This window comes from Citrobacter sp. CRE-46, assembly GCF_059615875.1.
This window is the reverse complement of sequence record NZ_CM184341.1, coordinates 671,163-694,452: the sequence shown is the minus strand read 5'-3', so window position 1 is coordinate 694,452 and position 23,290 is coordinate 671,163. Positions and strand designations below refer to the sequence as shown.

The window sequence follows — 23,290 nt, the reverse complement described above, 5'->3', positions numbered from 1 at the left end:
GCCTCACCAGCAAATTCAGAGATCCTAAGTAAGTAGCGTTTATCTCTGCCCAAACAGGTTAACGACATTGTTTTCCTGTTGTTGCTGGTGGTTATTCACCCGAGACTCCCAGATCTCGAGTGCCTTACGCTTTTCAAGCAGGTAATCGTAACGATCGTAGTGTTTAGAACTCACATCCTGTAGTGCATGGTTCTGAATGCGATCACGCAGGTCTTTAGCAATACCCGCTTCACCCATCAGGGTCTTACAGGTACGACGAATATCACGCGCAATAAAAGATGGGCTCAACGCAAAGTGTTCCCGGAAATAAATGATGGCTTGTGCAAAGCTGTCTGTGCGTAGATGCTGTTCCGGTTTAATACGCTGCGGGAAGATGTAAGGACTCCGATTAATATTCTCAGCTTTTAACTTTTCGAGTATCTCAATGGCTGACTCAGTCAAAGGCACCAGATGCTCCCTTTTATTTTTCGACACATCCGCCACTATCAATAACGTTTTCTCTTCCCAGTTAACGGCATCCCAACGGCTAGAAACCAGTTCATGAGGCCGCTGGCCACCCGTATAGACACATAAGTTAAGCAATTGGCTGATTAACGGGCCGACTTTTGGTGCTTTAGGGAAATCCCCCATAAGTTGCTGCAACTCATCCAGCTTCAGCCAATTTGTCCCTGCCTTCTCCGCTGCAGATTGTTTGGGTATGACACCCACTGGATTCATTTGAAGCCCAAACATCACGTTCTGCTGGTGATTTGCCGGATCGTTGTCAGCCTTCAACCCATAATTGAATGCTGCCATCAGATAAGAGCGAACACGATTTGCTTCAACTGATGCGCCACGTTTAATAATGGTGGCCAGAATTTGTTTGATATGAGCGGGTGTAACGTCACGCGCTTTCGTCGCTTTAGGTATAAATGGATAGGTTTCTTTTTCCAGCCGAAACAAAACCTGTTGCCAGGTACGTTTACCGTCTTCACGCATTTTGGTGGTATAACCCAAAATGAGTTGCTCAATGCTGCCTTTGAGCTGGTTTTCACGTTGTTGTTGTTCGGCAAAGAAAAGCTGCTCTGCGATTTCAGCTTTGGGGTCTTTCCCTTCTTTGAGAAGACCCGCATATTCTTTGCATTGCTGTCTTGCCTGCGCGAGCGACAACTCTGGGAAACGGCCAAGCAGAATGAATTGCCGTTTTCCTTGCCAAAAATAACGATAGTAAAATACTCGCTGACCCGATGGCTCAACTTTCACCCCTAATCGCCCTGCCCCACGCTCACCGCTTTTATCCCATTCATAATAAGCAGTAGTCTTCGGCTTCAAGCCACTAATCATTGAGACGGTTAAATTATCAGCCATAGTATTTTTCAGTCCTTTGTTCGTTACGTCACCCAGCCTGATTCTGGGTGACGTAGTGGGTGACGTAAGGATGATACTGAAGGTAAAAACGCAGTACAACCTGAAACAACAACCATCAGGTAAACAGCTGTTATTTAACAAATTTAATCTAATGTGAAAAAATATGAAAAATCATGAAACATGAATTTCATATGACTCATAATCGCTTGGTCGCTGGTTCAAGTCCAGCAGGGGCCACCAGATAAAACAAGGAGTTAGATGAGAAATCGTCTGACTCCTTTTTCTTTAGATGTAATTTGGGTCAGACAAGGAATTGCCTTCCCGCCCCCTTCATCTCGCGACCAGCGTCCCCGGATAGTAATTTAAGTCAGTAATACTGCTCTTAATATTCAAGATACAGCGTTATCACAGCTCCGTCGCAACAAGTCAATTACTTGTCGTGCTCGCTGGATATCTACAAGCCCGAAGATAACGTGATTGCTCGAGGCTGTTAAATTCTCAGCTATCGATAGTAAAGGGGGGATTAAACAACCTTTCCAATGAATAACTATCTTATTAGTTTCTTATTACAAAATAAGATTTGAAGTGATTCACTGAATTAAAAAAGCCAGTCCCGCTGCAAAGAGAATGGATAGTAGCACCGATGTCAGGCCGGGTAGCAGAAAAGGGTGATCGATAATATGTCGGCCCAGTTTGGTTGACCCGGTATCATCCAGCTCTACCGCCGCCAGCAGCGTCGGATAGTTTGGCAGAATGAAAAGTGAAGCCGTTGCCGGGAAACAGGCGACCAGAATACCGGGAGCAACACCCATCGTTAGTGCAGCAGGGAACAGAATTTTCGTTGAGGCCGCTTGGGAATACAGGAAGCACGAAGCCGTCATAATGATGAGAGCCAACACAAAGGGTGAATCCAGTAAGTGTGACGTTACTGTGCTTTGCAACCATTGCTGATTGCTGTCCATAAACGTCGAGCCCAGCCAGGCAACGCCGAGAATACAAATACAGGAGGTCATCCCAGTTTTAAAGACTGAGCCGGATGGGATTTTTTGCACGTTCACCCGGCAACAAACCAAAATCAGCAGCGCAACCCCCATCATCATCCCCACTCGAGCTTGCCCACTGGTCATGATTGGATTAGCAATCAGTCCTAATTTAGGGCTGGTGACAATCGCATATGTAAGAACCGCAATCAATCCAACAATAAAGATTAGCACCGAACGACCACCATAGGGGGGGATCACCCGGCCAGTCTCTGCCTTGAAATGAACTGGATTGTCATATAACCGACCCTGCTGTCGGACTTTGTCCCAAAATAAGTAAAAAAGAGACGTGACGAGCAACGCAAGGAATGTGGAGGGTATTGATACCGCAATCAGTTCAATATAACCCCAACCATGATTATCTTTTTCCAGAATACCTGAGAAGAAAATCACTGCCGCAGAAATGGGCGAAGCAACAATCCCCAGTAGAGAAGCGCTAACAGAGAGAGCAAGAGCTCGGGTGGGTTTTATATTGTTCTCTTTTGCGACGCCGACAATAACCGGCATGCAAGCAAAGGATACCTGTCCGGTACTGGCCATCATGGTTAATAGCCAGGTGGAAAAGGGCGCTGTTATGACTAACATTTGCGGATGACGGCGTAGCAGGCGCTCGGTAAGGTCAACAAGATACTCAATACCACCAGCCTCCTGCATGGCTGCAATCGCCACGATCACGACCATAATAAATACGATAACCAGCATAGGCATTTCACCTGGCGTAGCGCCAAGAGCGCTGAGAACAATCACGCCAGCACCGCCGGCAAACCCCACGCCGATACCACCGACCCGCATGCCAATGAAAAGAAACAGCAGCACAACAAGAAATTGAACCAATACCATAAGTGCCTCCATAGCTTCCTGTCCGGCATTAACCCTTTTGAGGATCAAATGGTCTGTAAGTCCTGGCCGCCGGGCAACAGCTCTCTCAATATGCCTCTGGATGTAAATAGCCTGAATGAAAACTTATCGCGTTACCGTGGCATCACTGCACACTACGTTAATCAGGCATCCAATCTGATCAATCTCTACTTCAACACTATCTCCGGCATGCATAAAAAGCGGTGGTGTGCGTTTTTTTCCGATCCCGCCGGGTGTACCGGTCAGGATCACATCACCAGGAGAGAGCACGCTGAACATACTGATATACGCAATTAACTCTGCGAGTGTATAAACCATACTGCTCGTATTATCCTGCTGTACCGTCTGACCATTGAGCCGGGTAGTAATGTTCAGATTTTGCGGGTCTCGGATTTCATCCGCAGTCACCAGCCAGGGACCGAAGCCACCGGTTGCTGGCCAGTTTTTCCCAGCGGTAAACCAAGTGTGCTGCCAGTCACGCACCGAGCCATCCATGTAGCAGCTATAGCCAGCAACATAATGCAGCGCCTCCTGCAAAGGTATATTGCGTCCTTCGCGACCAATTACCAACGCCATTTCACCTTCAAAATCAAACTCATTGCTGCATTCTGGCTTGAGTAACGGTGTCAGGTGCCCGGTCTGTGAATCAGCAAAACGAATGAATAACACAGGATTAGAAGGCTTTTCGGCAGACGAATTTTTTTTATCGCGATAATTTGTGCCTGCGCAGATTATTTTTTTCGGTTCAGTAATGACCGGCAGGAAAGTGATCTCGTCAAATGAGTAATCCGCTTTTTTATCTGACAGTGGCAAATTATCAATAAGATGAAGGTGCGGTATAAAATCACGCAGAGTTTTATATTGTGGAAATAAAACCTGTAGGTCAATAACTCCGCCGGGGATCGCCAGACCATATTTCTTTTTATCATGAAGACTAAAGCTAAGTAGTTTCATAAATCACCTTGGGTATAGATAGGTGAAAGCCCCAGCGCTATTGAAAATAGATATTGATATAACCCGAGGCGAAGTAACAAAATATCCGCAATACAGTAAAATTAAGTTCTATATTGCGGATTAACAGGAGAGTCAGAGCAAATTAGCTGACACGACCAAGCTCAGCTGCACGCATTGCATCATGAATTTCTTTCTCTGCGCCATTTTCTAGCGGCAGTAGAGGAGAACGAACGGTGGCATGTTCAAGGATCCCGCGTGCAACCAGAGCATGTTTAAGCGCAACTGTACCTTCCATATGAGAACCACGGTGGTAAACACTCTTGGTTACAGGTAGCAGGCGATCGTGTAGCTGACGCGCTTTAACGTAATCGCCCGCCTTACCGGCCTTAATCATTTCAATTAACGGTTCAGGTGCGATATTACCGTAGCCAACCAGGAAGCCATCAACATCAAAGGCAGTATGCAACAGATACTCATCATGACAGCTTAAAATTTGCAGATCCGGACGTTCACGACGAATTACCGGAATCTCAGTATCCCAACGGCGCATATTGCGCACACCATTCTTCATGGCGAATACGCCCGGTTGTGCGGAGATATCCAACAGCGTTTTCAGATTGTAGGTGGCTTTAGTAACATCCGGGTACTGGAAAAGAATCAGCGGCAAACCACTCTCTTCATAAACAACGCGGTAGCGGTCCTGAGGAGCACCGTCCTGATAACCAAAACGCAGCCAACCGTGAGAAGGGTAGAGCAAACCCGCAGATGCGCCGGCGGCAACAGCGCGTTTAGCTTCTAATGCCGCTACTTCGGTCCCTTCACCGGTAATACCGGCAATAATTGGCAGCTTGTTATCAACAGACTTAACAAATGCGCGGATCACATTCGCCTGCTCTTCCTGAGTAAGAAAGGTACCCTCCCCTGCGTGTCCTAAAACCACCAAACCTTTCACGCCGTCGATGCTGCCCAGCCAACTGCCAAGACGCTGAATGGCATCATAGTCTACACGTCCATCACGAGTGAATGGTGTAACCGGAGCTGGAGTCAAACCTCTTAAATCGATGTTGATCATAAATATCCCCTTGATAAATAGCAAATAAATTGCAATTCAGTGATCATTGAAACGAGAGTGAAATCGTTTCTGCAATCGTTTTCACGTCATTGACAATGAACCTCAAAAATTAAATCGTCAACGCCATTGTGATCAAAAATACAACACAGATCACAAACAAACGCATTTTGCACCCGAGATGAGATCCGTTATGGCAGTGCAACCCTGGTTGGCTCCCTGTGAGAAAGCCAGTGAGGATCTCAGTCGAATTATTTACGTGGAGATGAGGTAGACTTACGAGGGATAAGAGAAGGTGTGGTAATCCTGATGTTATTGTTTACCTCTGGATTCAATAACATATCAACCGCGTTACTGGCGATATGCTCAAGCGGAGTTCTGACCGAGGTCAGTGCCACAGGTAATCGGCTCACCAGCGGAATATCATTATATCCCACGAGAGAAAGATCTTCTCCAATCATCAGACCCTGCTGGTGCGCTGCCGCCAGTACGCCAATTGCGAGTTCGTCATTAACGGCAAACAGCGCGCTTGGGCGATGACGTGTGCTGAGAATTTTTATTCCCTGCTCCTCTCCGGATGCGATATTAAAATCAGAATGGCAGCACCATTCCTCTCTTATGCTCAACCCGGCTTCCCGCATTGCCCGTTCAAAGCCTTTACTACGGTTGCGGGCGTTGGAGGCAAAATCGGGGCCACCAATTAAACCAATGTCACGGTGGCCTAAATCGATAAGATGGCGGGTTGCCAGATATCCACCAAGCTCATCGTCCCCTACTGAAGAGGGGCTAAAACCATCTGTACGTAACGCCAGAACATGCGGAATATTCCGTTCGCGCAGTGTTTGCGGTAAAGGATCGTCCAGTCGGCAAGTCGACATGATCAACCCATCCACCCTGCGATCCAGCAGAGACTCAACGGCCTTTTTCTCCTGTTCTTGACTGTCACCGCAGGTCGCAACAATTGCGAAATATCCTCTTCTGGCTGCAGCTCTGGCTATCTCTTCAAAAAGCATCGCCGTGACGGCATCGGTGAGCCTTGGAACCAGGACGCCAAGCGTCCCGGTATCGCCACGCCGCAGGCTGGAAGCTACATAGTCTCGACGGTAGCCCAGCTCTCTCGCGACCTGGCGAATTTTATCTGCTGAAGCGCTGCGCGAGGTGGGCAATCTTTCATCAAGTACCCGCGAAACGGTCGAAACGCTAACGCCCGCAACGCGAGCGACATCCCGCATTGTTGCCAGCTTCTTTTCCTGCAAATCATTCAGTTCACTTTCCTGGTCCATCTGCTGCTCCAGCTCATCAATGCGGGTAATAATTAGTGTTGTCCGTTTAACAGATACCATCTTGCGCACCAAGGGTGAGAAGATCTTACGTCAAACTTCGCCAGGACAAAAGAATGGTACTTCACTTTGTCTGGTTACGCCCAACTGGCCGTTCATTCATTTTGCTTTGTCTTCACAACTTACCTTTTTTCTGGTGAGTTTTTTCAGATTGTGAACTGCTCGACAATTATACAACTAGCGTAATTGACTTAGCATCTAATCCAGCAAAGGATTAGCTGAGAGTGAAATCGATTGCAATAACGTTACCACAAACAAATTCAGACAGCATTATACGCAACACGTCATGTGAACAAGGGGCGTTCCCCATTGTTATTCAGAAACTTGCGTGTATGCCCCAGACAACCTTTAACAGGGTAATACTATGTCCACTCAGGTTATTGCTTCAAATTACGCTGTTGCCAGCGACACAGTGACATCAGAAGCACTGCTGGCAAGGCTGGAACGCCTTCCCATCACCCGACGGCTCAAGGCGATCCGCATTATCGTCGGCCTATCTACTTTTTTCGATGCCTATACCATTATTGCAATCGCATTTGCCCTGCCCCAGCTCACTCAGGAGTGGGGTCTTACACCAACATTTGTCGGTCTTATTATTGCGGCTAGCTATGTAGGCCAACTATGCGGCGCACTTTTTTTTGGTTCTCTGGCGGAAAAAATAGGCCGTATCGGCGTGTTACGCATCACCATCATCATGTTCGTCTTGATGGATGCGGCTTGCCTGTTTGCATGGAACGGCTGGTCAATCCTTATTATTCGCTTTTTGCAGGGGGTAGGGATCGGTGCAGAGGTTCCCGTTGCCAGCGCTTATATCAATGAATTTGTAGGAGCGAAAAAGCGTGGGCGTTTCTTTTTGTTGTATGAGGTGATTTTCCCAATCGGAATGATGTTTGCGGGGTTGGTGGGGTATTTTCTTGTCCCCATCTATGGATGGAAGGTAATGTTTTTGATTGGATTAGTTCCTTCTGCGCTAACCGTCCCACTACGCTGGCTGATGCCTGAATCCCCGCGCTGGCTGGCCTCAAGAGGTAGGTTAAAGGAAGCGCACAGCATCGTATCCACGCTGGAATCTGAGGTTATTAAGCGTGGGATGTCATTACCCGAGCCTGAAATTAGCCCCCCTGCGCTTCAAAAAGCGGCGCCTGAAGGGGTAAAAGCTCTCTTCAGCGGTATCTATAAAGCCCGAACCTTTATGCTGTGGGGACTCTGGCTGACGGTTTACAGCGTCAACAACGGAATGATCACCTGGTTCCCGACCCTCTATAAAACCTGGTTTAACCTCTCTCGATACCAGCCTGGCCTACGGATGGATCACCTCTTCATGCGGCGTAGTTGCTTCGGTGATTTGCGCCTTAATGATTGACCGTGTCGGACGTAAGCGTTGGTATACATGGGCATTTCTATTGGCCATTGTTCCATTGGTTACTCTTTCTGTAATGGGCGCGAAATCTGCTGTTGAAATTCTTATTTTGGGAAGTCTGACCTACGCCATTCTTCAGACCATCGCCTTTTCGCTTTATCTCTATGCCGCTGAACTTTACCCCACCCGTTTGCGCGCCATTGGCACCGCCTGGTCCAGTGCATGGCTACGCGCAGGTTCATCCATTGGCCCACTGATGGTTGGTTTTATTGTAAGTGGATTCGGTATCCGCTTTGTGTTTGTCACTTTCGCAGTTATTGCACTGATTGGCGGTTTAATTACCTGGCTTTTTGCCATTGAAACAAAAGGAAAATCATTAGAAGTGCTGTCGCCATAGACGGTCAGTGGCTCAGGTAATAACAAGGGCCCCATCCGACAGAAGATCGGCGTAGTCGGCTGATTCAATTACGCATTATCGGGAATAGCCCATAGCCCTGCATATTCTGTGGGCGGAGAAAAACATGAACAAATGCATAAATAGCGGCATGATGCTGCTGATTTTACTATACCCTTTACTGGCAATGGCTAACGATACACTCTTTTCTCCAACAACGAAAAATATGACCGGAGAGTGGGGAGGAGTGCGTACGGAATTACGTAATCGTGGCTATAATTTTACACTGGAATATGGATCGATGACTGCTACCAATATTTCCGGCGGTTATGATCGCGATAAGACACTGCGTTACAGTGACCAGTATATTATCGGCGTCGATATGGATCTGGAAAAGGTCTTTGGTATTCGCGACGGTGAATTTAAAGCATCGGTGAATAATCGTAATGGTAGAGATCTGACCCAGGATCGGCTTCAGGATCCGCGCGCGTCGGTAATAGGCTCTGGGGTACAAAGTAATTATGGTCGGGGCCAAACCTTACATGCGACACAGTTTTGGTTCAAAAAATCCTGGTGGGATAAAAAGCTTGATATCAAAGTGGGCCTGATGCCGCAAGGCGAGGATTTCGATAACAGTGGCTGTTACTTTCAGAACCTGTCGCTTTGTGGTTCTTTAGCCGGACATGGCAGTGGTGTCTGGTATAACACGCCTATCGGTCAGTGGGGAACGCGCATCAAATATAGTCCTGAGCCCGCACTTTACGTTCAAGCAGGTGCGTTTCAATATAACCCTAATTACGCCACCCGACACGGAAGCTTCGAGCTGGATGGAACCGGGCATCTGGGGTACATGTATCTTCTGGAATTGGGATACCTCCCCACTTTCGGCGCGGCAAAACTCCCTGGCGTCTGGAAAATCGGGGGATGGTATAACACGGCAGACGCGAATGATGTACTGGATGACGACAATGGCGATCCCTATGTTCTCACTCACCAGGCCGCGCGGCGTCACGGAGGGCGTTACGGAGGTTATCTGTATGTCGGTCAACAAGTTACTCAAACAAACAGCAGTCGGGAAAATGGCCTGAGCCTGTTCGGGCATTTGGCTATGAATGATAAAAATACGGCGACAATGGACTATCAGGTTCAGATAGGTGCCATTTATAAAGGCCCTTTCCTCAGTCGTCCGCAGGACTTTATCAGTTTCGGCGTAAGCAAAATGCATGCTAATGAAAGGGTAGCCCGTCGGGCGGAACTTTTGAACCAAATGCGGGGGATCGTTGATTATGATAATCCTCTGTATGTACCGGTTCGCAAATCCGAATATGCCGCAGAGCTGCATTATAGTTTTCGCTTTACTCCGTGGCTAACTGTGCGTCCTAACATCCAGTTACTCGCCCATCCGGGAGGAATTGAGGAGATTAAGGATGCCTGGGTTGTCGGGAATCAGGTGACGATCAAATTCTGATAAAACGGGCAGATACCGTCTGGCCTAGCCAGAATCAGTGAAATGGCAAATACTTTAGGGACCGGCTAATGTTGTAACCCGCCCGATCGCTGGTTCAAGTCCAGCAGGGGCCACCAAATTTCAAGGGCTTGCGAGAAATCGCAGGTCCTTTTTTATTAATCTTTCGTTTAGATATGTCTGCCCAATAAACAGCATGTGGCAACCCTTCTGGACGCCGCCATCCGGAGATGGAAACGTCCGTTAGCGTTTTATTCGATAGTCAGCTCACACGAGTTCTTTGAGCTGCTCCTGCATGTAGGTTGAAAAATACTCTGGGTTTTTGATAAGGATGCGGTTACCGGAGGCAACTTTTTCTGCCCATCCGGCCACTTTTTTCGTGAACTCAGGATTCCATCCCTCCTGCTCACCCCGTGCCATCACAACTTCCGGACTCGCTGGCACACCTAAGTCATGCAAATACTTTAGAATTCCCTTAGCGGTGCTTTCATCCATTGAATGGGGTACTGACGCCGAAGTGTTCATACCACCAATAAAATCCAAGGCTTTCTCAATTGCTGTTGGCATGCTCTTATCCTTAAAATTAACCACGTTAGAGACACCTTGATACTATGTACCCAACTCCGCCGGGATATCAAAGAGAACATCGCCTTTCTTTGACTTACCCCGCAGCTAAACGCTTGCGCGGCTGTTTTCTGCGCTATTTTTTTGCTTCTCCGGCTAAAACCAGCCCGGTCGCCACCGCATTGCGCGGGCCTTCAGTGCCACGGATGTTGCCCTGCCCGGCGACAACGCCGTAATGCGCAAGCGCATCGGTGATCATCTGCGGAATTTCAAAATCCAGCGATGAGCCACCTACCAGCACCACAAAAGTGATATCGCGAATGGACCCGCCAGGTGATACCTGGCGTAACGCGCGCAGACAGTTGGTGACAAAAACTTTCTCTTTGGCCTGACGACGCACCAGACGAATCTTCTCCAGCGAGGTCTGGTTATCAACCGGGATCAGCTCGCCGTCTTTCAGATACACCTCTTTGGCAAATACTGACGGGCTGAGCGGTTCACGAAAAAACTCCACCGCGCCGTTCTCGTGGCGAATGCTGAACAGGCTCTCCACTTTGGCCAGCGGGTATTTTTTAATTTCCTCTGCTAAAAACGGATCGCTTAAGCCCAGTTCCGTTTGAATTAGCAGGCTGACCATATTCCCCGCCCCGGCAAGATGTACCGCCTTCACTACGCCGTCGCTATCAATAATGGCGGCATCGGTGGATCCTGCGCCTAAATCGAGGATCGCCAGCGGCGCGGCGCATCCGGGCGTCGTTAACGCGCCAGCCACGGCCATGTTGGCTTCCACCCCACCCACCTCCACGGGCGTGTTTAGCCGCGCGCTCAGTTCGCTGGCGATAGCCTGCATCTGTAAGCGGTCAGATTTCACCATCGCCGCAATGCCAACGGCGTTCTCCATTGAGCATTCACCGGCAATGCCACCCTGCACCTCGCGGGGAATAAACGTATCCACCGCCAGAAGATCCTGAATATGCACGGCGTTCATGTCATGACCGGTCAGCGAGGCCATCACCTTACGCACCCGCTCAAGCATCCCGCCCGCGTGCGTACCTGCTTCACCGCGGATATCACACACGGGCGCACAGGCGCTCATCGCCTGCATAATGGCCTGCGCGCCTTGCGCTACGTCGGCTTCACCGCCGCGCTTTTCGCCACGGATAAAGATCTTACCCGCCGGGATCGTTCGCGACTGCACATCACCCTGCGGCGTTTTCAGCACCACAGCGGAGCGGTTGCCAATCAGCGCTCTGGCGATAGGGACGATGGTTTGCGTTTCCTCCGGCGTCAGGGCAAAAAAGGTCGCGATGCCGTAAGGATTCGACAATACCCGCACCACCTGCCCTGCGGCCGCCACTTCCACCGCCGCCAGCACACCTTCCGGAACCTTCTCCAGTAGCGTGACTTCATCGACCACCGGCATTGCCCGACGCAGGCGATTGTTCACCAGCACGCCATCATCTTTTTTCAGGATCGCCGCCACCACGTTGATCCCACGATCCAGCGCCTCATTGATGAGCCAGACCGCTTCGAGGAAATCAATCTCTTCGCCCACCAGCGGGATCCAGCCCTGCGCAAAGCGATCTTCGCTCAGTGATGCCAGCTTATCCACGCTGATGGTGGTTCCCATCCCCACGCCGACGCCCCCCGGCGTCTGCGGGTTATGGCCAATCATTGTCGATTCCGTAATGATGGTTTCAGTGATGGTTTCCATCGCCACATCGCCAATCACCGGCGCGGCCTCATTGATGCAGATTTTCGCCACGTCCTGAAGCGACCACGGCGTTTTATCCAGTGCCTGCTGCAGGGAGGCTACCACCCCGGCAATATTGTCCCGCGTCCCTTTCATGCCCGTGGTGGCGACAATTCCGCTGGCAATAAACCGTCCATGTTGCGCCAACGCCACTTCGGTGGTGGCGTTGCCGATATCAATCCCGGCGATTAACGGCATGCGCCCTCCGTCACTGGCTGCCTTTACGCAGCTTGTTTCTCTGCTGATACACCTCTGCCGACTCGCGGACAAAAGCGGCGTTCACCGTGGCATGCCAGGTGTGCTCCAGCTCATCGGCAATCGCCTGTAGCTCCGCGAATGAAGAACGAAACGGACGTAGCGCATTGTAGATCTCCAGAATACGAGCATCCGGGATGGCAATCAGCTCCGCCGCGCGACGGAAATTGCGCGCCACGGCGTGACGCTGCATCTGTTCGGCAATCTGCGCCTGGTACTCCAGCGTTTGCTGAGAAATACGCACATCCTGCGGCCCGACCTTGCCTGCCAGCACATTCTCAAGGGTTATGTCGGTTAACGGTTTCCCGCCAGGCGTCTGGATTTTCTCCGGGCAGCGGGTGGCTAATGGGTAATCCTGCGCGGTCATGATGTTGTCGTTCATGGTCATTCCCTTACCAGTGCAATATGCAGCGTGACGGGTGCAGCATCCTGCACCACGTGTTTGGTTTCTTTGATGTGAAACAGCGCGGCCTTGGCCATAAATTTAGGGCGCACCATCTGGTCATTGACCACCGGCACCGGCGAAGGCGACTCTTTGCGTGCATAGCGCGCGGCGTTTTTACCGATCTGGCGATAGGTTTCCAGCGTCAGCAGCGGAGCCTGAGAGAACAGCTCCAGGTTACTCAGCGGTAGCAGATCGCGCTGATGAATCACCGTGGTTCCCTTCGACTGGATACCAATCCCGATGCCGGAACCACTGAGATTAGCCGCATCCCACGCCATAAAAGAAACATCCGAGGTGCGCAGAATTCTCACCACCCGCGCATGCAGCCCCTCTTCTTCAATCCCTGCCACCAGCTCTTTAAGAATCGCCTTATGCGGCATATCAATCAGGGTTTTGTGCTGATACTTATCAAAGGCCGGACCGACGCCAATCACCACTTCATCTACGCGTTCGTCCGCTGTAGCCGCCTCGCCTTCGCTTACCTGCAAGGTGAAAACCGGCTTACGTTCAGTTGTGCATTCCACGGTGTACCGCCTTATTCAATTGAGCCAGGCTGAACCACGCCCGCGATATTTTTAATTTCCGCCCAGCGCTCGGCAGAGATGCGATAGCCGGTGCCTGGTCCCTGATAATCATTAATGTCGTTAACAGCGCTGACCACCTCAAACTGGCGATCCAGAATGGCCGACGTTTGCAGGTAATCACCGGTGACGCGCTGTCTCAGCATATTGAGGATGTTACTGGCGATATCTTCGAAGCCGCTACGGCTTAGCGCGCCGACGATATCCAGCCCGGTAATATTGCGCTTCATCATCTCTTCCACGGCGGCCAGATCTTCCACCACATTGCGCGCGGGCATATCTTTGCTGCCGTGAGCGTAAGTGGCGGCCTCAACTTCCTCATCGCTAATCAACGGCAGGCCCAGTTCGCGGAACACCGCCTGAATGGCGCGCGCCGCCTTGTTACGGATGGCGATGGTTTCTTCTTCGGTTACAGGACGCAGACCACCGTCCACCATCAGATCGCGTTGCAGAATGTTGTAATCATCGAAGTCTTCCGCATCGAAGTTCGACCCGGCAAACATGTTGTCGTAGTTCGGCACGGCACTATAGCCGGAGAAGATAAAGTCGGTACCCGGCAGCATTTGCATCAGGGTACGGGCGGTACGGCGAATATCTGAGTGGGAAAAGGTCTGGTCATTGGCGGAGGCCACTTCAAGGTCGAGCATCGAGGCAATCAGGTTTTCCGCCAGCACCGCGCGGATCCCCGACGGCACTGCGCCGGTCATGCCGATACAGCTGACCGCGCCGTTTTGCAGCCCCTGTACACCCGCGCCTTTGGTGATAAAGATGCAGCGCGACTCCAGATAGAGCATCGATTTACTCTCGGAATAGCCCATCAGCGCTTCCGAACCGGTACCGGAGGTATAACGCATTTTCAGCCCGCGAGACGCATAGGCCGAGGCGAGAAACGCTTTGGACCACGGCGTATCATCGCCGTCGGTAAACACCGACTCTGTACCGTATACCGATACCGTTTCGGCGTAGCTGGTTAACCCGCGCATCCCCAGTTCCAGCTCCGTCGCCTCCTCAACGGAACATTGCGTGAGCACGCCAGGGCGACCGCACTGGGAACCGACCAGCAGCGCCAGGGCGTTAAACGGCGCATAGCGGGCGATGCCGACCGTGGTTTCCTGTTCTGAAAAACCACGGATCCCCGCTTCAGCCGCATCGGCGGCAATCTGTACCGGGTTGTCTTTCAGGTTGGTGACATGGCACTGGTTGGACGGCGTGCGCCTGGCGCGCATTTTTTGCAGCGCCATCATCATTTCCACCACGTTCATTTGCGCCATCACCTCCACCGCTTTCGCCGGCGTGATGGCGGTGGTAATAGCAACAATCTCTTCCCGGCTGACGTGGATATCCACCAGCATTCTGGCGATCTCCAGCGCGTCGAGCCGCATTGCCCGTTCAGTTTCAGCCACGTTAATCGCGTAGTCGGCAATAAAACGGTCAATCATGTCGAACTCGGCGCGGCTCTTGCCGTCCAGCTCAACAATACGACCATTCTCTACCTTCACCGACGAAGCCGGATCGTAGGGGCTTTCCATGGCGATCAGCCCCTCTTCAGGCCATTCGCCAATCAGCCCATCCTGATTTACAGGGCGCTTCGCAAGCACTTCGAATCGTTTTGATCTTCTCATAGTTTATGGACTCAAAAGATAAAAAAATAGGGACGCCGGGCCGTATTGCCGGGGACACACCACCCGGCATTCGCCTTTCATCAGCAATGGCCGAACTCTAAATGAGCACAGCAATAAAAAAATAAAATTAATTTCGTTCCAATTTGGCACGTAATAAAAATTCATCGTTCCATATTGAAACGGTTCTCAGGAATAGCCGGAGCGAATTGTGACGAAGTTAAATGATCATTATCAATAAATGCCGATACGCAAAATCAAATTAATATTTTTGAAATTTTCACCCTATTGACTTAATAACACGCGGCGACAAAATAAAGCCAAACCCAATGATAAAAAATAGCTGTCTCGCGATATTTTCGTGACCTCAGCCCTACACTATTTTCAGGAGAAACTGTGAATAAGAGCCAACCAATCGCCACCATTACGCTGGCGGCTGCGAAAAAAATGGCGCAGGCCGTCGAGGCTAAAGCGTCTGAGATCAACGTGCCGGTGGTCTTTTCCGTGGTGGATCGCGGCGGAAACACGCTGCTGATGCAACGCATGGACGACGCGTTTGTCACCAGCTGTGATATTTCTCTTAATAAAGCGTATACCGCCTGCTGTCTGCGCCAGGGGACCCATGAAATTACCGACGCGGTACAACCGGGTGCGTCACTATATGGTTTACAGCTAACGAATCAACAGCGGATCGTTATTTTTGGCGGCGGCTTACCTGTCATGTTAAACGATAAATTAATCGGTGCTGTCGGCGTAAGTGGCGGTACTGTCGAACAAGACATGTTATTAGCGCAAACCGCACTGGATTGTTTTTCTGAATTATAATTTAAATCTAAGAAGGTAAATTATGAGCTATCGTATGTTTGATTACCTGGTGCCAAATGTGAACTTTTTTGGCCCGAATGCTATTTCCGTCGTGGGCGAACGCTGCAAACTGTTGGGCGGTAAAAAAGCGCTGCTGGTGACTGATAAAGGTCTGCGAGCCATTAAGGACGGCGCGGTTGATAAAACCCTCGAACATCTGCGTGAAGCCGGTATTGACGTGGTGGTGTTTGACGGCGTCGAGCCAAACCCCAAAGACACCAACGTGCGCGACGGTCTGGAAGTTTTTCGTAAGGAGCAATGCGATATTATCGTTACCGTCGGCGGTGGTAGTCCGCATGACTGCGGTAAAGGCATCGGTATCGCGGCGACGCACGAAGGCGATCTCTATAGCTATGCCGGGATTGAAACCCTGACCAATCCGCTGCCGCCGATCGTCGCGGTGAATACCACCGCCGGTACCGCCAGCGAAGTCACCCGCCACTGCGTGCTGACCAATACCAAAACCAAAGTGAAGTTTGTGATTGTCAGCTGGCGCAACCTGCCTTCAGTCTCTATTAATGACCCGCTGCTGATGCTCGGCAAACCTGCGCCACTGACCGCAGCGACCGGGATGGACGCCCTGACCCACGCTGTTGAGGCCTATATTTCAAAAGATGCCAACCCGGTTACCGACGCCGCCGCTATCCAGGCAATTCGTCTGATCGCCCGTAATTTGCGCCAGGCCGTAGCGCTGGGCAGCAACCTGAAAGCTCGTGAAAACATGGCCTATGCCTCTTTGCTGGCGGGTATGGCCTTCAACAACGCCAACCTTGGCTACGTTCACGCGATGGCGCATCAGCTTGGCGGTCTGTACGACATGCCGCACGGCGTAGCAAATGCCGTACTGCTGCCGCACGTGGCGCGCTATAACCTGATCGCTAATCCGGAGAAATTTGCCGACATCGCAGAGTTTATGGGTGAGAACACCGACGGTCTGTCCACCATGGATGCCGCCGAACTGGCGATTCACGCCATCGCTCGCCTCTCTGCCGATATCGGTATTCCGCAGCATCTGCGCGAACTGGGCGTCAAAGAAGCCGATTTCCCGTATATGGCGGAAATGGCGCTGAAAGACGGCAATGCCTTCTCCAACCCACGTAAAGGGAACGAGAAAGAAATTGCCGGGATCTTCCGTCAGGCATTCTGATCAATAAGGGGGCGCAATGTCACTTTCATCACCGGGCGTACATCTGTTTTATCACTCACGCTGGCAGGATACGCGCGTGCTTGATGAACTATGCTGGGGGCTGGAAGAGCAAGGCGTCCCTTGCCGGACAATCTGTTGCGACGCACATGACTGCGCGCTGGCCCTCAGCAAGCTGGCGGCTAAAAGCTCGACGCTACGCGTGGGTCTCGGCCTCAGCGCCAGCGGTGATATTGCCCTAACCCACGCCCAGCTACCCGAGGATCGGGCGCTGGTCCGTGGGCATATCGCCGCCGGGGCAGCAATGATCCGCATGCTCGGCGCCAATGCTGGCCAACTGGTCAAAGTGCTTCCCTTTAGCGAGATAAAATAAATGTACCGCATCTATACCCGAACCGGTGATAAAGGCACGACTGCGCTGTTTGGCGGCAGCCGTATCGACAAAGACGACATCCGCGTTAACGCCTACGGTACGGTGGATGAACTGATTTCCCAGCTTGGCGTCTGCTATGCCAGCTCGCGCCAGGCAGAATTACGCGAAGATCTGCATGCCATCCAGAAGATGCTGTTTCTGCTGGGGGCGGAACTCGCCAGCGATGAGAAAGGTCTCGCCCGCTTAACGCAGACGATTAACGCCGAGGATATTCAGGCGCTGGAGCAGCTTATTGACCGCAATATGGCGCAGAGCGGCCCCCTGAAAGAATTTGTCATTCCGGGAAAAAATCTGGCATCGGCACAGCTACACGTTGCGCGCACCCTGGCACGGCGGCTGGAGCGGATCCTCATCGCGATGGACAGAACGCTGACGTTACGCGATGAACCCAAGCGTTATATCAACCGACTGTCGGATGCGCTGTTCTCCATGGCCAGAATCGAAGAAACTACTCCAGATGTTTGCGCTTAAACTGGCTGGCGTCGATGTCGTACTGCTTCATCTTACGCCACAAGGTCGTGCGACCAATATTCAGCAGTTGCGACATCTCCTGCACGCGCCCACTGGTGACGCGGGCAGCGTGGATAATCGCCTCTTTTTCGATAGCGGTAAATGTCAGGCTGGCTGGCAGCAGGGAAGACGCGGTCTCCAGACCGGGGCGCTCGGCAAACAGATAATCCGGCAGATTGCTCAGCCGGATATGGCCGTTATCGCTACTGATAGCGATGTTTTCGATAATGCTGTTCAGCTCGAAGTCATTGCCCGGCCATGAATAAGCCACCAGTTGCGCCAGCGCGTCGTCGTCGATCTTCAGGCTGGTTGAAAAGCGTTTTTTCAGGCTATTCAGTCGCGTATAAATCAACGAGGGAATACTGTTACGCCGCGCGCGTAGCGGCGGGATAACAATCTCAAAAGAGTGCAACGCGTAATACAGCTGGCGGCTAAAGCGGTTTTGCTCCACCAGATTAGCGAGATCAACCGTGGTGGTGGCGATCACTTTTACATCCACCGGGATCAGGCGACGGGCATCCAGGCGGGTTAATACTCCCTGCTTGATCACCTGTAACAGCGCGGATTGCAGTTCCGGCGCCAGATATTCAATTTTCTCCAGAAACAGCGTGCCGCCGTTCGCCAGCTCAAGGCGACTCAACCGACCATTTTCATCATCGGTGGGCGCACTACCCATAAAATCCTGCCCCAGCACGCTGTTGGCATACAACTGACAGTTCACGGCGATATACGGCCCGCTGGCGCGTTCGCTTTCATTGTGAATGGCCTGGCTCAGCAGCTCTTTCCCGACGCCCTCTTCCCCGCACAGCAGGATCGGGAAACTCCCCCTTGCCGCCTGGCGACCAAAATGGATCAAGCGTCGGGTTTCTGGATCGTCCGTCGACATCTGCTCAAAGGTATGGCTCACCTTACCAAGCTGGCTGGTCATCAGCTGACGCATTTGCTCCACCGGGTGCAGCAGCAGGATAAAGCTGTTGCCCTGCTCCTCAACAATCGGCTTCAGGGTGATGACGGCATCAACAAACTGGTGCTGACTTTCAAAAGTGACTTCGACGTGATTCAAACCGCGGGCATGTTTAATTGCCCGACGCAGCAGCATGGGCAAATTGAGCAGGTCGTGAATGTTTTTGCCCTGGCTGGCCTGCGCGTCGAGATGCAAAAGCAGCGCCGCGCGCGCATTGAGGAACTGCAACACCCCCTGCTCATTCCAGGCCATCACGCCATCATCCATGCTCTCCAGCAGCCCGTACATCTGGTTCAGATGGCGGTTGGATTCTGCCAGCAGGCTGTCGGTCAGCAATGAATTACCGACTTCTCTGGCAATCGCCAGCGTCAGGGATAAATCAGAAACGGACTCATGTTCTACCAGACAGCATAATGAGATGGAGCCAAACAGACGCCCATGGTTATCGAACACCGGCGTCGAGCAGAACGACCACGGATGCAACGCCTGTTTAAAGTGCTGAGCGCCAGAGGTTTTTGTCGGCTGCCCCGGCATCGTCGCCAGCGACAGCGCACAACTGCCGATAATGCTTTCCGCGCAATAGCTGCCGTCGCGAAATCCAAGCTCCGCCAGCTGTTCTATCGTCTGCGGATCGCCGCAACGGCTGAGAATACAGGCCGATTCATCCAGAATCAGCAGCGCGCACGGACGACCGTCCATAAACTCCCAGGCATCTTCCAGCGCGGCCTGCGCAATCGTCAGCAGCGCCGTCTTGCGACGACAAATCGACTCAAAGGTCAGCCCTTGCGCCTGATGCGGCGCCTGCCAGGTTTCCCGCTGCATAAACTTGCTGCAACGATGCCAGGACTGGGCGAGAACCGAAGAGACTTCCTGCCCGATGCTATGCGTGTGCGCCGTCATATCCATTTCCGCTGTTTTGCCATAGACAACCCCTCCGGCAGAGACTGTCAGAGGGGGAGAAGATGCTGGGTAAATTTACCAATGACCGATTAACGCGCCAGCCACTGCTGTCCCAGCAGGTCTGCCGTCAAAATAGCGGCATGTACGCTTTCAGGCGTCACCGGGAACGGCATATTGTGAATGGTTTCACCTTCTGCGCAGGTGGCTTTAGCCACGGCCATAATCTTGCCGTCAATGTCGTCTTTCACGCCCATTTCCGCTAACGTTACCGGCAGGCCCACTTTCTGACAGAAATTCAGCACGGTTTCGATCTCTTCCATCGGGCTGTTCTGCAGCACCAGCTGCGCCAGGGTACCAAAGGCGACTTTTTCACCGTGGTACAGATGGTGACACTCTTCCAGAATCGTAAAGCCGTTATGGATGGCATGTGCCCCCGCAAGGCCGCTGCTTTCAAAGCCGATACCGCTGAGGTAGGTGTTGGCTTCGACAATACGTTCCAGCGCATCGGTCACCACGCCAGCCTGGGCGGCTAAGCGTGCCTTTTCGCCTTCCGCCAGCAGGGTATCATAGCACAGGCGCGCCAGGCTCAGCGCCGCCACGGTGGACTGCCCACCCGCCATGCTGGTCGCTCGGGCGTCATAACAGGCTTTCGCTTCAAACCAGGTAGAGAGCGCATCGCCCATCCCGGCCACCAGCAGACGTACCGGCGCTTTGGCAATAATTGCGGTATCCATCACCACCATATCCGGGTTTTTCGGGTAGATCAGATACTCTTCAAACTCACCCGCTTCGGTATAGATAACGGACAGCGCGCTGGTTGGCGCATCGGTAGATGCGATAGTTGGGATCACCACCACCGGCAGCTTCTGGTAATAACCAATAGCTTTGGCGGTATCTAACGTTTTCCCACCGCCAATCCCAACCACACCACGGCAACCGTGTTTTTTCAGAATGGCAATCAGGCGATTAATTTCAACATGGCTGCATTCACCGTTGAAGCGTTCCGCGTGGCAGCTAATGTCATGGCTATGCAGACCATTGAGTACCTTCTCTCCCGCCAGCTTCATGACGAAGTCGTCCGCAATCACGAAAAAGCTGTCCGCCAGATTTTTAGCGTATTGACCAAATAAGGTAGAAGCGTCAGGACCCTGGAGATATTTGGCTGGAGATTGAATAACTTTTAGCATTCCTTTCATCCTCAAATAAGTACATGTTTTTACATGGTGAGCCCTGGCGTTAACCCGTTTAGCCTGATGTTGACGGCGAAAACGGACGTACCGGAGCGATGTAATAACTGTATGGCGAGGCGTGCACAAAAAAATCTTTCGTCATTTTGTTCTGATATGAAACAGATAAAAAAGACACACGTTTCATATTGGAACACTTAACCACAAAAATAATAAGGTTTGCGATCCCGATCCGTTCCTTTACCGCGAAATCACCGACCAACACGAAGATCAATTTCCCCAATTACGCGCCATCCTGCGTAAAAACCCGCAAAAAAAGGCTGGCCGCGCCGTGTGGCCTGCTCTGATCGCAGAAGAAAAAAGTCGAGCGAGTTCGCATTGTGCTGATTTCTCGCCTAATTAAGTTTCATTTCGGAACAAAAAACAGCAATCACGTTTCGTAATGAAACTCATTTTCGCGTTGTTTTTTTCCATGCTGACTTCGCCAGAATCTCTCTATCGCCTCCGCACCATGAACATGCATTCGGGGGTTTGTCTTACACTCAACCTCGAGGAGCCGTTATGTCTCAATTCTTTTTTAACCAACGCCCCCATCTCGTTAGCGACGTGATCGACGGTACAATTATCACCAGCCCGTGGAATAACCTGGCGCGTCTGGAGAGCGATCCGGCCATTCGCGTCGTGGTTCGCCGCGACCTTAACAAAAATAACGTGGCGGTGATCTCCGGCGGCGGTTCAGGGCACGAACCCGCGCACGTTGGGTTTATCGGCAAAGGTATGCTGACTGCGGCGGTCTGCGGCGATGTGTTCGCCTCCCCGAGCGTGGATGCGGTACTGACCGCTATTCAGGCAGTGACCGGTGAGGCTGGCTGTCTGTTGATTGTGAAAAACTACACCGGTGACCGTCTTAATTTCGGTCTCGCCGCCGAGAAAGCGCGACGCCTGGGCTACAACGTTGAAATGCTGATAGTCGGTGACGACATCTCCCTGCCGGATAACAAACATCCGCGTGGCATTGCGGGAACCATCCTGGTGCATAAAATCGCGGGTTACTTTGCCGAACGCGGCTACAACCTCGCCACCGTCCTGCGTGAAGCGCAGTACGCAGCCAACAACACCTTCAGCCTGGGCGTCGCCCTCTCCAGCTGTCATCTGCCGCAAGAAACCGACGCCACGCCACGCCATCATCCGGGTCATGCTGAGCTGGGCATGGGCATTCACGGCGAGCCGGGGGCCTCGGTTATTGATACCCAAAACAGCGCGCAGGTGGTGAACCTGATGGTGGATAAACTGCTGACGGTCCTGCCTGAAACCGGCAGAGTGGCGATGATGATTAACAATCTTGGCGGCGTATCCGTTGCGGAAATGGCTATTATCACCCGCGAACTGGCCAGCAGTCCGCTATACCCACGCATCGACTGGCTAATTGGTCCGGCCTCGCTGGTCACCGCGCTGGATATGAAAGGATTCTCACTAACGGCCATCGTGCTGGAAGAGAGCATCGAAAAAGCGCTGCTGACCGAAGTGGAAACCAGCAACTGGCCGACTCCCGTCCCACCGCGTGAAATCAGCTACGCGCCATCATCCCAGCGCAGCGCGCACGTGGAATTCCAGCCCTCTGCCAACGCGCGGGTCGCTGAAATTGTGGAGCAGGTCACCGGAACGCTTTCCAATCTGGAAGCACATCTCAACGCGCTGGATGCCAAAGTCGGCGATGGCGATACGGGTTCAACCTTTGCCGCCGGCGCGCGTGAAATTGCCAGTCTGCTGCAGCGTCAGCAGCTTCCGCTGGATGACCTTGCCACGCTGTTCGCGCTGATTGGCGAACGCCTGACCGTGGTGATGGGGGGTTCCAGCGGCGTGCTGATGTCTATTTTCTTTACCGCCGCCGGGCAGAAACTGGAACAGGGAGCTAACGTTGCCGAAGCGCTGAATGCGGGTCTGGAGCAGATGAAGTTCTACGGCGGCGCAGACGAAGGCGATCGCACCATGATAGATGCACTGCAACCCGCGCTGACCTCACTGCTGGCGCATCCGGACAACCTGCATGCCGCTTTTGACGCCGCGCAAGCCGGGGCCGAACGAACCTGTTTGTCGAGCAAAGCCAATGCGGGTCGCGCATCGTATCTGAGCAGCGAAAGTTTGCTGGGTAATATGGATCCCGGGGCGCATGCCGTCGCAATGGTATTTAAAGCGCTGGCGGAGAGTGAGTTGGGTTAAGTGATAAATGCCTGATGCGCTTCG

General features: G+C 52.0%; 18 protein-coding genes and 1 pseudogene. 7 read left to right on the top strand and 12 right to left on the bottom strand.

What is annotated here, in order from left to right:
• Nucleotides 1-39: 39 nt before the first annotated feature.
• The 5 genes from AC534G_RS03400 to AC534G_RS03380 form a co-directional block, all read right to left on the bottom strand.
• Nucleotides 40-1,347: a tyrosine-type recombinase/integrase gene (locus AC534G_RS03400; protein ID WP_496594486.1), complete on the bottom strand. Its 1,308-nt coding sequence runs from the start codon at nt 1,345-1,347 to the stop codon at nt 40-42.
• 590 nt (nt 1,348-1,937) lie between these two features.
• Nucleotides 1,938-3,227, bottom strand: a complete 1,290-nt coding sequence (locus tag AC534G_RS03395) for an anaerobic C4-dicarboxylate transporter family protein (RefSeq protein WP_110498780.1) — start codon at nt 3,225-3,227, stop codon at nt 1,938-1,940.
• Nucleotides 3,228-3,350: 123 nt separating this feature from the next.
• Entirely contained in the window at nt 3,351-4,199 is an 849-nt protein-coding gene (locus AC534G_RS03390; RefSeq protein WP_110496794.1) for a fumarylacetoacetate hydrolase family protein, read from the bottom strand.
• Between the two features lie 142 nt (nt 4,200-4,341).
• Entirely contained in the window at nt 4,342-5,271 is a 930-nt protein-coding gene (locus AC534G_RS03385; protein WP_199981231.1) for a dihydrodipicolinate synthase family protein, read from the bottom strand.
• Nucleotides 5,272-5,519: 248 nt separating this feature from the next.
• Nucleotides 5,520-6,551, bottom strand: coding sequence for a LacI family DNA-binding transcriptional regulator (locus tag AC534G_RS03380; RefSeq protein ID WP_110496792.1), 1,032 nt, complete (start codon nt 6,549-6,551; stop codon nt 5,520-5,522).
• Nucleotides 6,552-6,972: 421 nt separating this feature from the next.
• Here AC534G_RS03380 and AC534G_RS03375 point away from each other — a divergent pair.
• Together AC534G_RS03375 and AC534G_RS03370 are read left to right on the top strand one after the other, a co-directional pair.
• Nucleotides 6,973-8,365 (top strand): annotated as a pseudogene (locus AC534G_RS03375) (MFS transporter).
• A 124-nt stretch (nt 8,366-8,489) separates the two neighbouring features.
• Entirely contained in the window at nt 8,490-9,830 is a 1,341-nt protein-coding gene (locus AC534G_RS03370; protein WP_110496787.1) for a carbohydrate porin, read from the top strand.
• A 264-nt stretch (nt 9,831-10,094) separates the two neighbouring features.
• On the opposite strand, the gene AC534G_RS03365 is transcribed toward AC534G_RS03370, so the two are convergent.
• From AC534G_RS03365 to AC534G_RS03345, 5 genes are all read right to left on the bottom strand, one after another.
• Nucleotides 10,095-10,418, bottom strand: a complete 324-nt coding sequence (locus AC534G_RS03365) for a DUF1889 family protein (protein WP_001573898.1) — start codon at nt 10,416-10,418, stop codon at nt 10,095-10,097.
• Between the two features lie 109 nt (nt 10,419-10,527).
• On the bottom strand, nt 10,528-12,342 hold the full coding sequence (locus AC534G_RS03360) for a diol dehydratase reactivase subunit alpha (RefSeq protein WP_110496785.1): 1,815 nt from the start codon (nt 12,340-12,342) through the stop codon (nt 10,528-10,530).
• Between the two features lie 10 nt (nt 12,343-12,352).
• Nucleotides 12,353-12,781: a diol dehydratase small subunit gene (locus AC534G_RS03355; RefSeq protein ID WP_061382555.1), complete on the bottom strand. Its 429-nt coding sequence runs from the start codon at nt 12,779-12,781 to the stop codon at nt 12,353-12,355.
• Between the two features lie 2 nt (nt 12,782-12,783).
• Nucleotides 12,784-13,368, bottom strand: coding sequence for a propanediol/glycerol family dehydratase medium subunit (locus tag AC534G_RS03350; protein ID WP_038634014.1), 585 nt, complete (start codon nt 13,366-13,368; stop codon nt 12,784-12,786).
• 11 nt (nt 13,369-13,379) lie between these two features.
• Nucleotides 13,380-15,047: a propanediol/glycerol family dehydratase large subunit gene (locus AC534G_RS03345; RefSeq protein ID WP_016243883.1), complete on the bottom strand. Its 1,668-nt coding sequence runs from the start codon at nt 15,045-15,047 to the stop codon at nt 13,380-13,382.
• 393 nt (nt 15,048-15,440) lie between these two features.
• Between AC534G_RS03345 and AC534G_RS03340 the strand changes: the two genes are divergently transcribed.
• The 4 genes from AC534G_RS03340 to AC534G_RS03325 are packed head-to-tail and all read left to right on the top strand — an operon-like array spanning nt 15,441 to nt 17,956.
• Nucleotides 15,441-15,869 (top strand): GlcG/HbpS family heme-binding protein, encoded by a 429-nt coding sequence (locus AC534G_RS03340; RefSeq protein WP_038634020.1) that lies wholly within the window; start codon nt 15,441-15,443, stop codon nt 15,867-15,869.
• Between the two features lie 22 nt (nt 15,870-15,891).
• On the top strand, nt 15,892-17,055 hold the full coding sequence (dhaT, locus tag AC534G_RS03335; RefSeq protein ID WP_038634024.1) for a 1,3-propanediol dehydrogenase: 1,164 nt from the start codon (nt 15,892-15,894) through the stop codon (nt 17,053-17,055).
• Between the two features lie 16 nt (nt 17,056-17,071).
• Nucleotides 17,072-17,425, top strand: a complete 354-nt coding sequence (locus AC534G_RS03330) for a glycerol dehydratase reactivase beta/small subunit family protein (RefSeq protein WP_038634027.1) — start codon at nt 17,072-17,074, stop codon at nt 17,423-17,425.
• A complete protein-coding gene (locus AC534G_RS03325) occupies nt 17,426-17,956 on the top strand; it encodes a cob(I)yrinic acid a,c-diamide adenosyltransferase (RefSeq protein ID WP_110496782.1) in 531 nt (176 codons plus the stop codon). It begins immediately after the preceding gene.
• Here AC534G_RS03325 and dhaR read toward each other — a convergent pair.
• Nucleotides 17,934-19,859, bottom strand: coding sequence for a dihydroxyacetone kinase operon transcriptional regulator DhaR (gene dhaR / locus AC534G_RS03320; RefSeq protein WP_038642879.1), 1,926 nt, complete (start codon nt 19,857-19,859; stop codon nt 17,934-17,936). The two genes, AC534G_RS03325 and dhaR, sit on opposite strands and share 23 nt — an antisense overlap.
• Before the next feature lie 89 nt (nt 19,860-19,948).
• Nucleotides 19,949-21,046 (bottom strand): glycerol dehydrogenase, encoded by a 1,098-nt coding sequence (locus AC534G_RS03315; protein WP_007372185.1) that lies wholly within the window; start codon nt 21,044-21,046, stop codon nt 19,949-19,951.
• 561 nt (nt 21,047-21,607) lie between these two features.
• Between AC534G_RS03315 and AC534G_RS03310 the strand changes: the two genes are divergently transcribed.
• Nucleotides 21,608-23,266: a glycerone kinase gene (locus tag AC534G_RS03310; RefSeq protein ID WP_110496778.1), complete on the top strand. Its 1,659-nt coding sequence runs from the start codon at nt 21,608-21,610 to the stop codon at nt 23,264-23,266.
• Nucleotides 23,267-23,290: the final 24 nt, after the last annotated feature.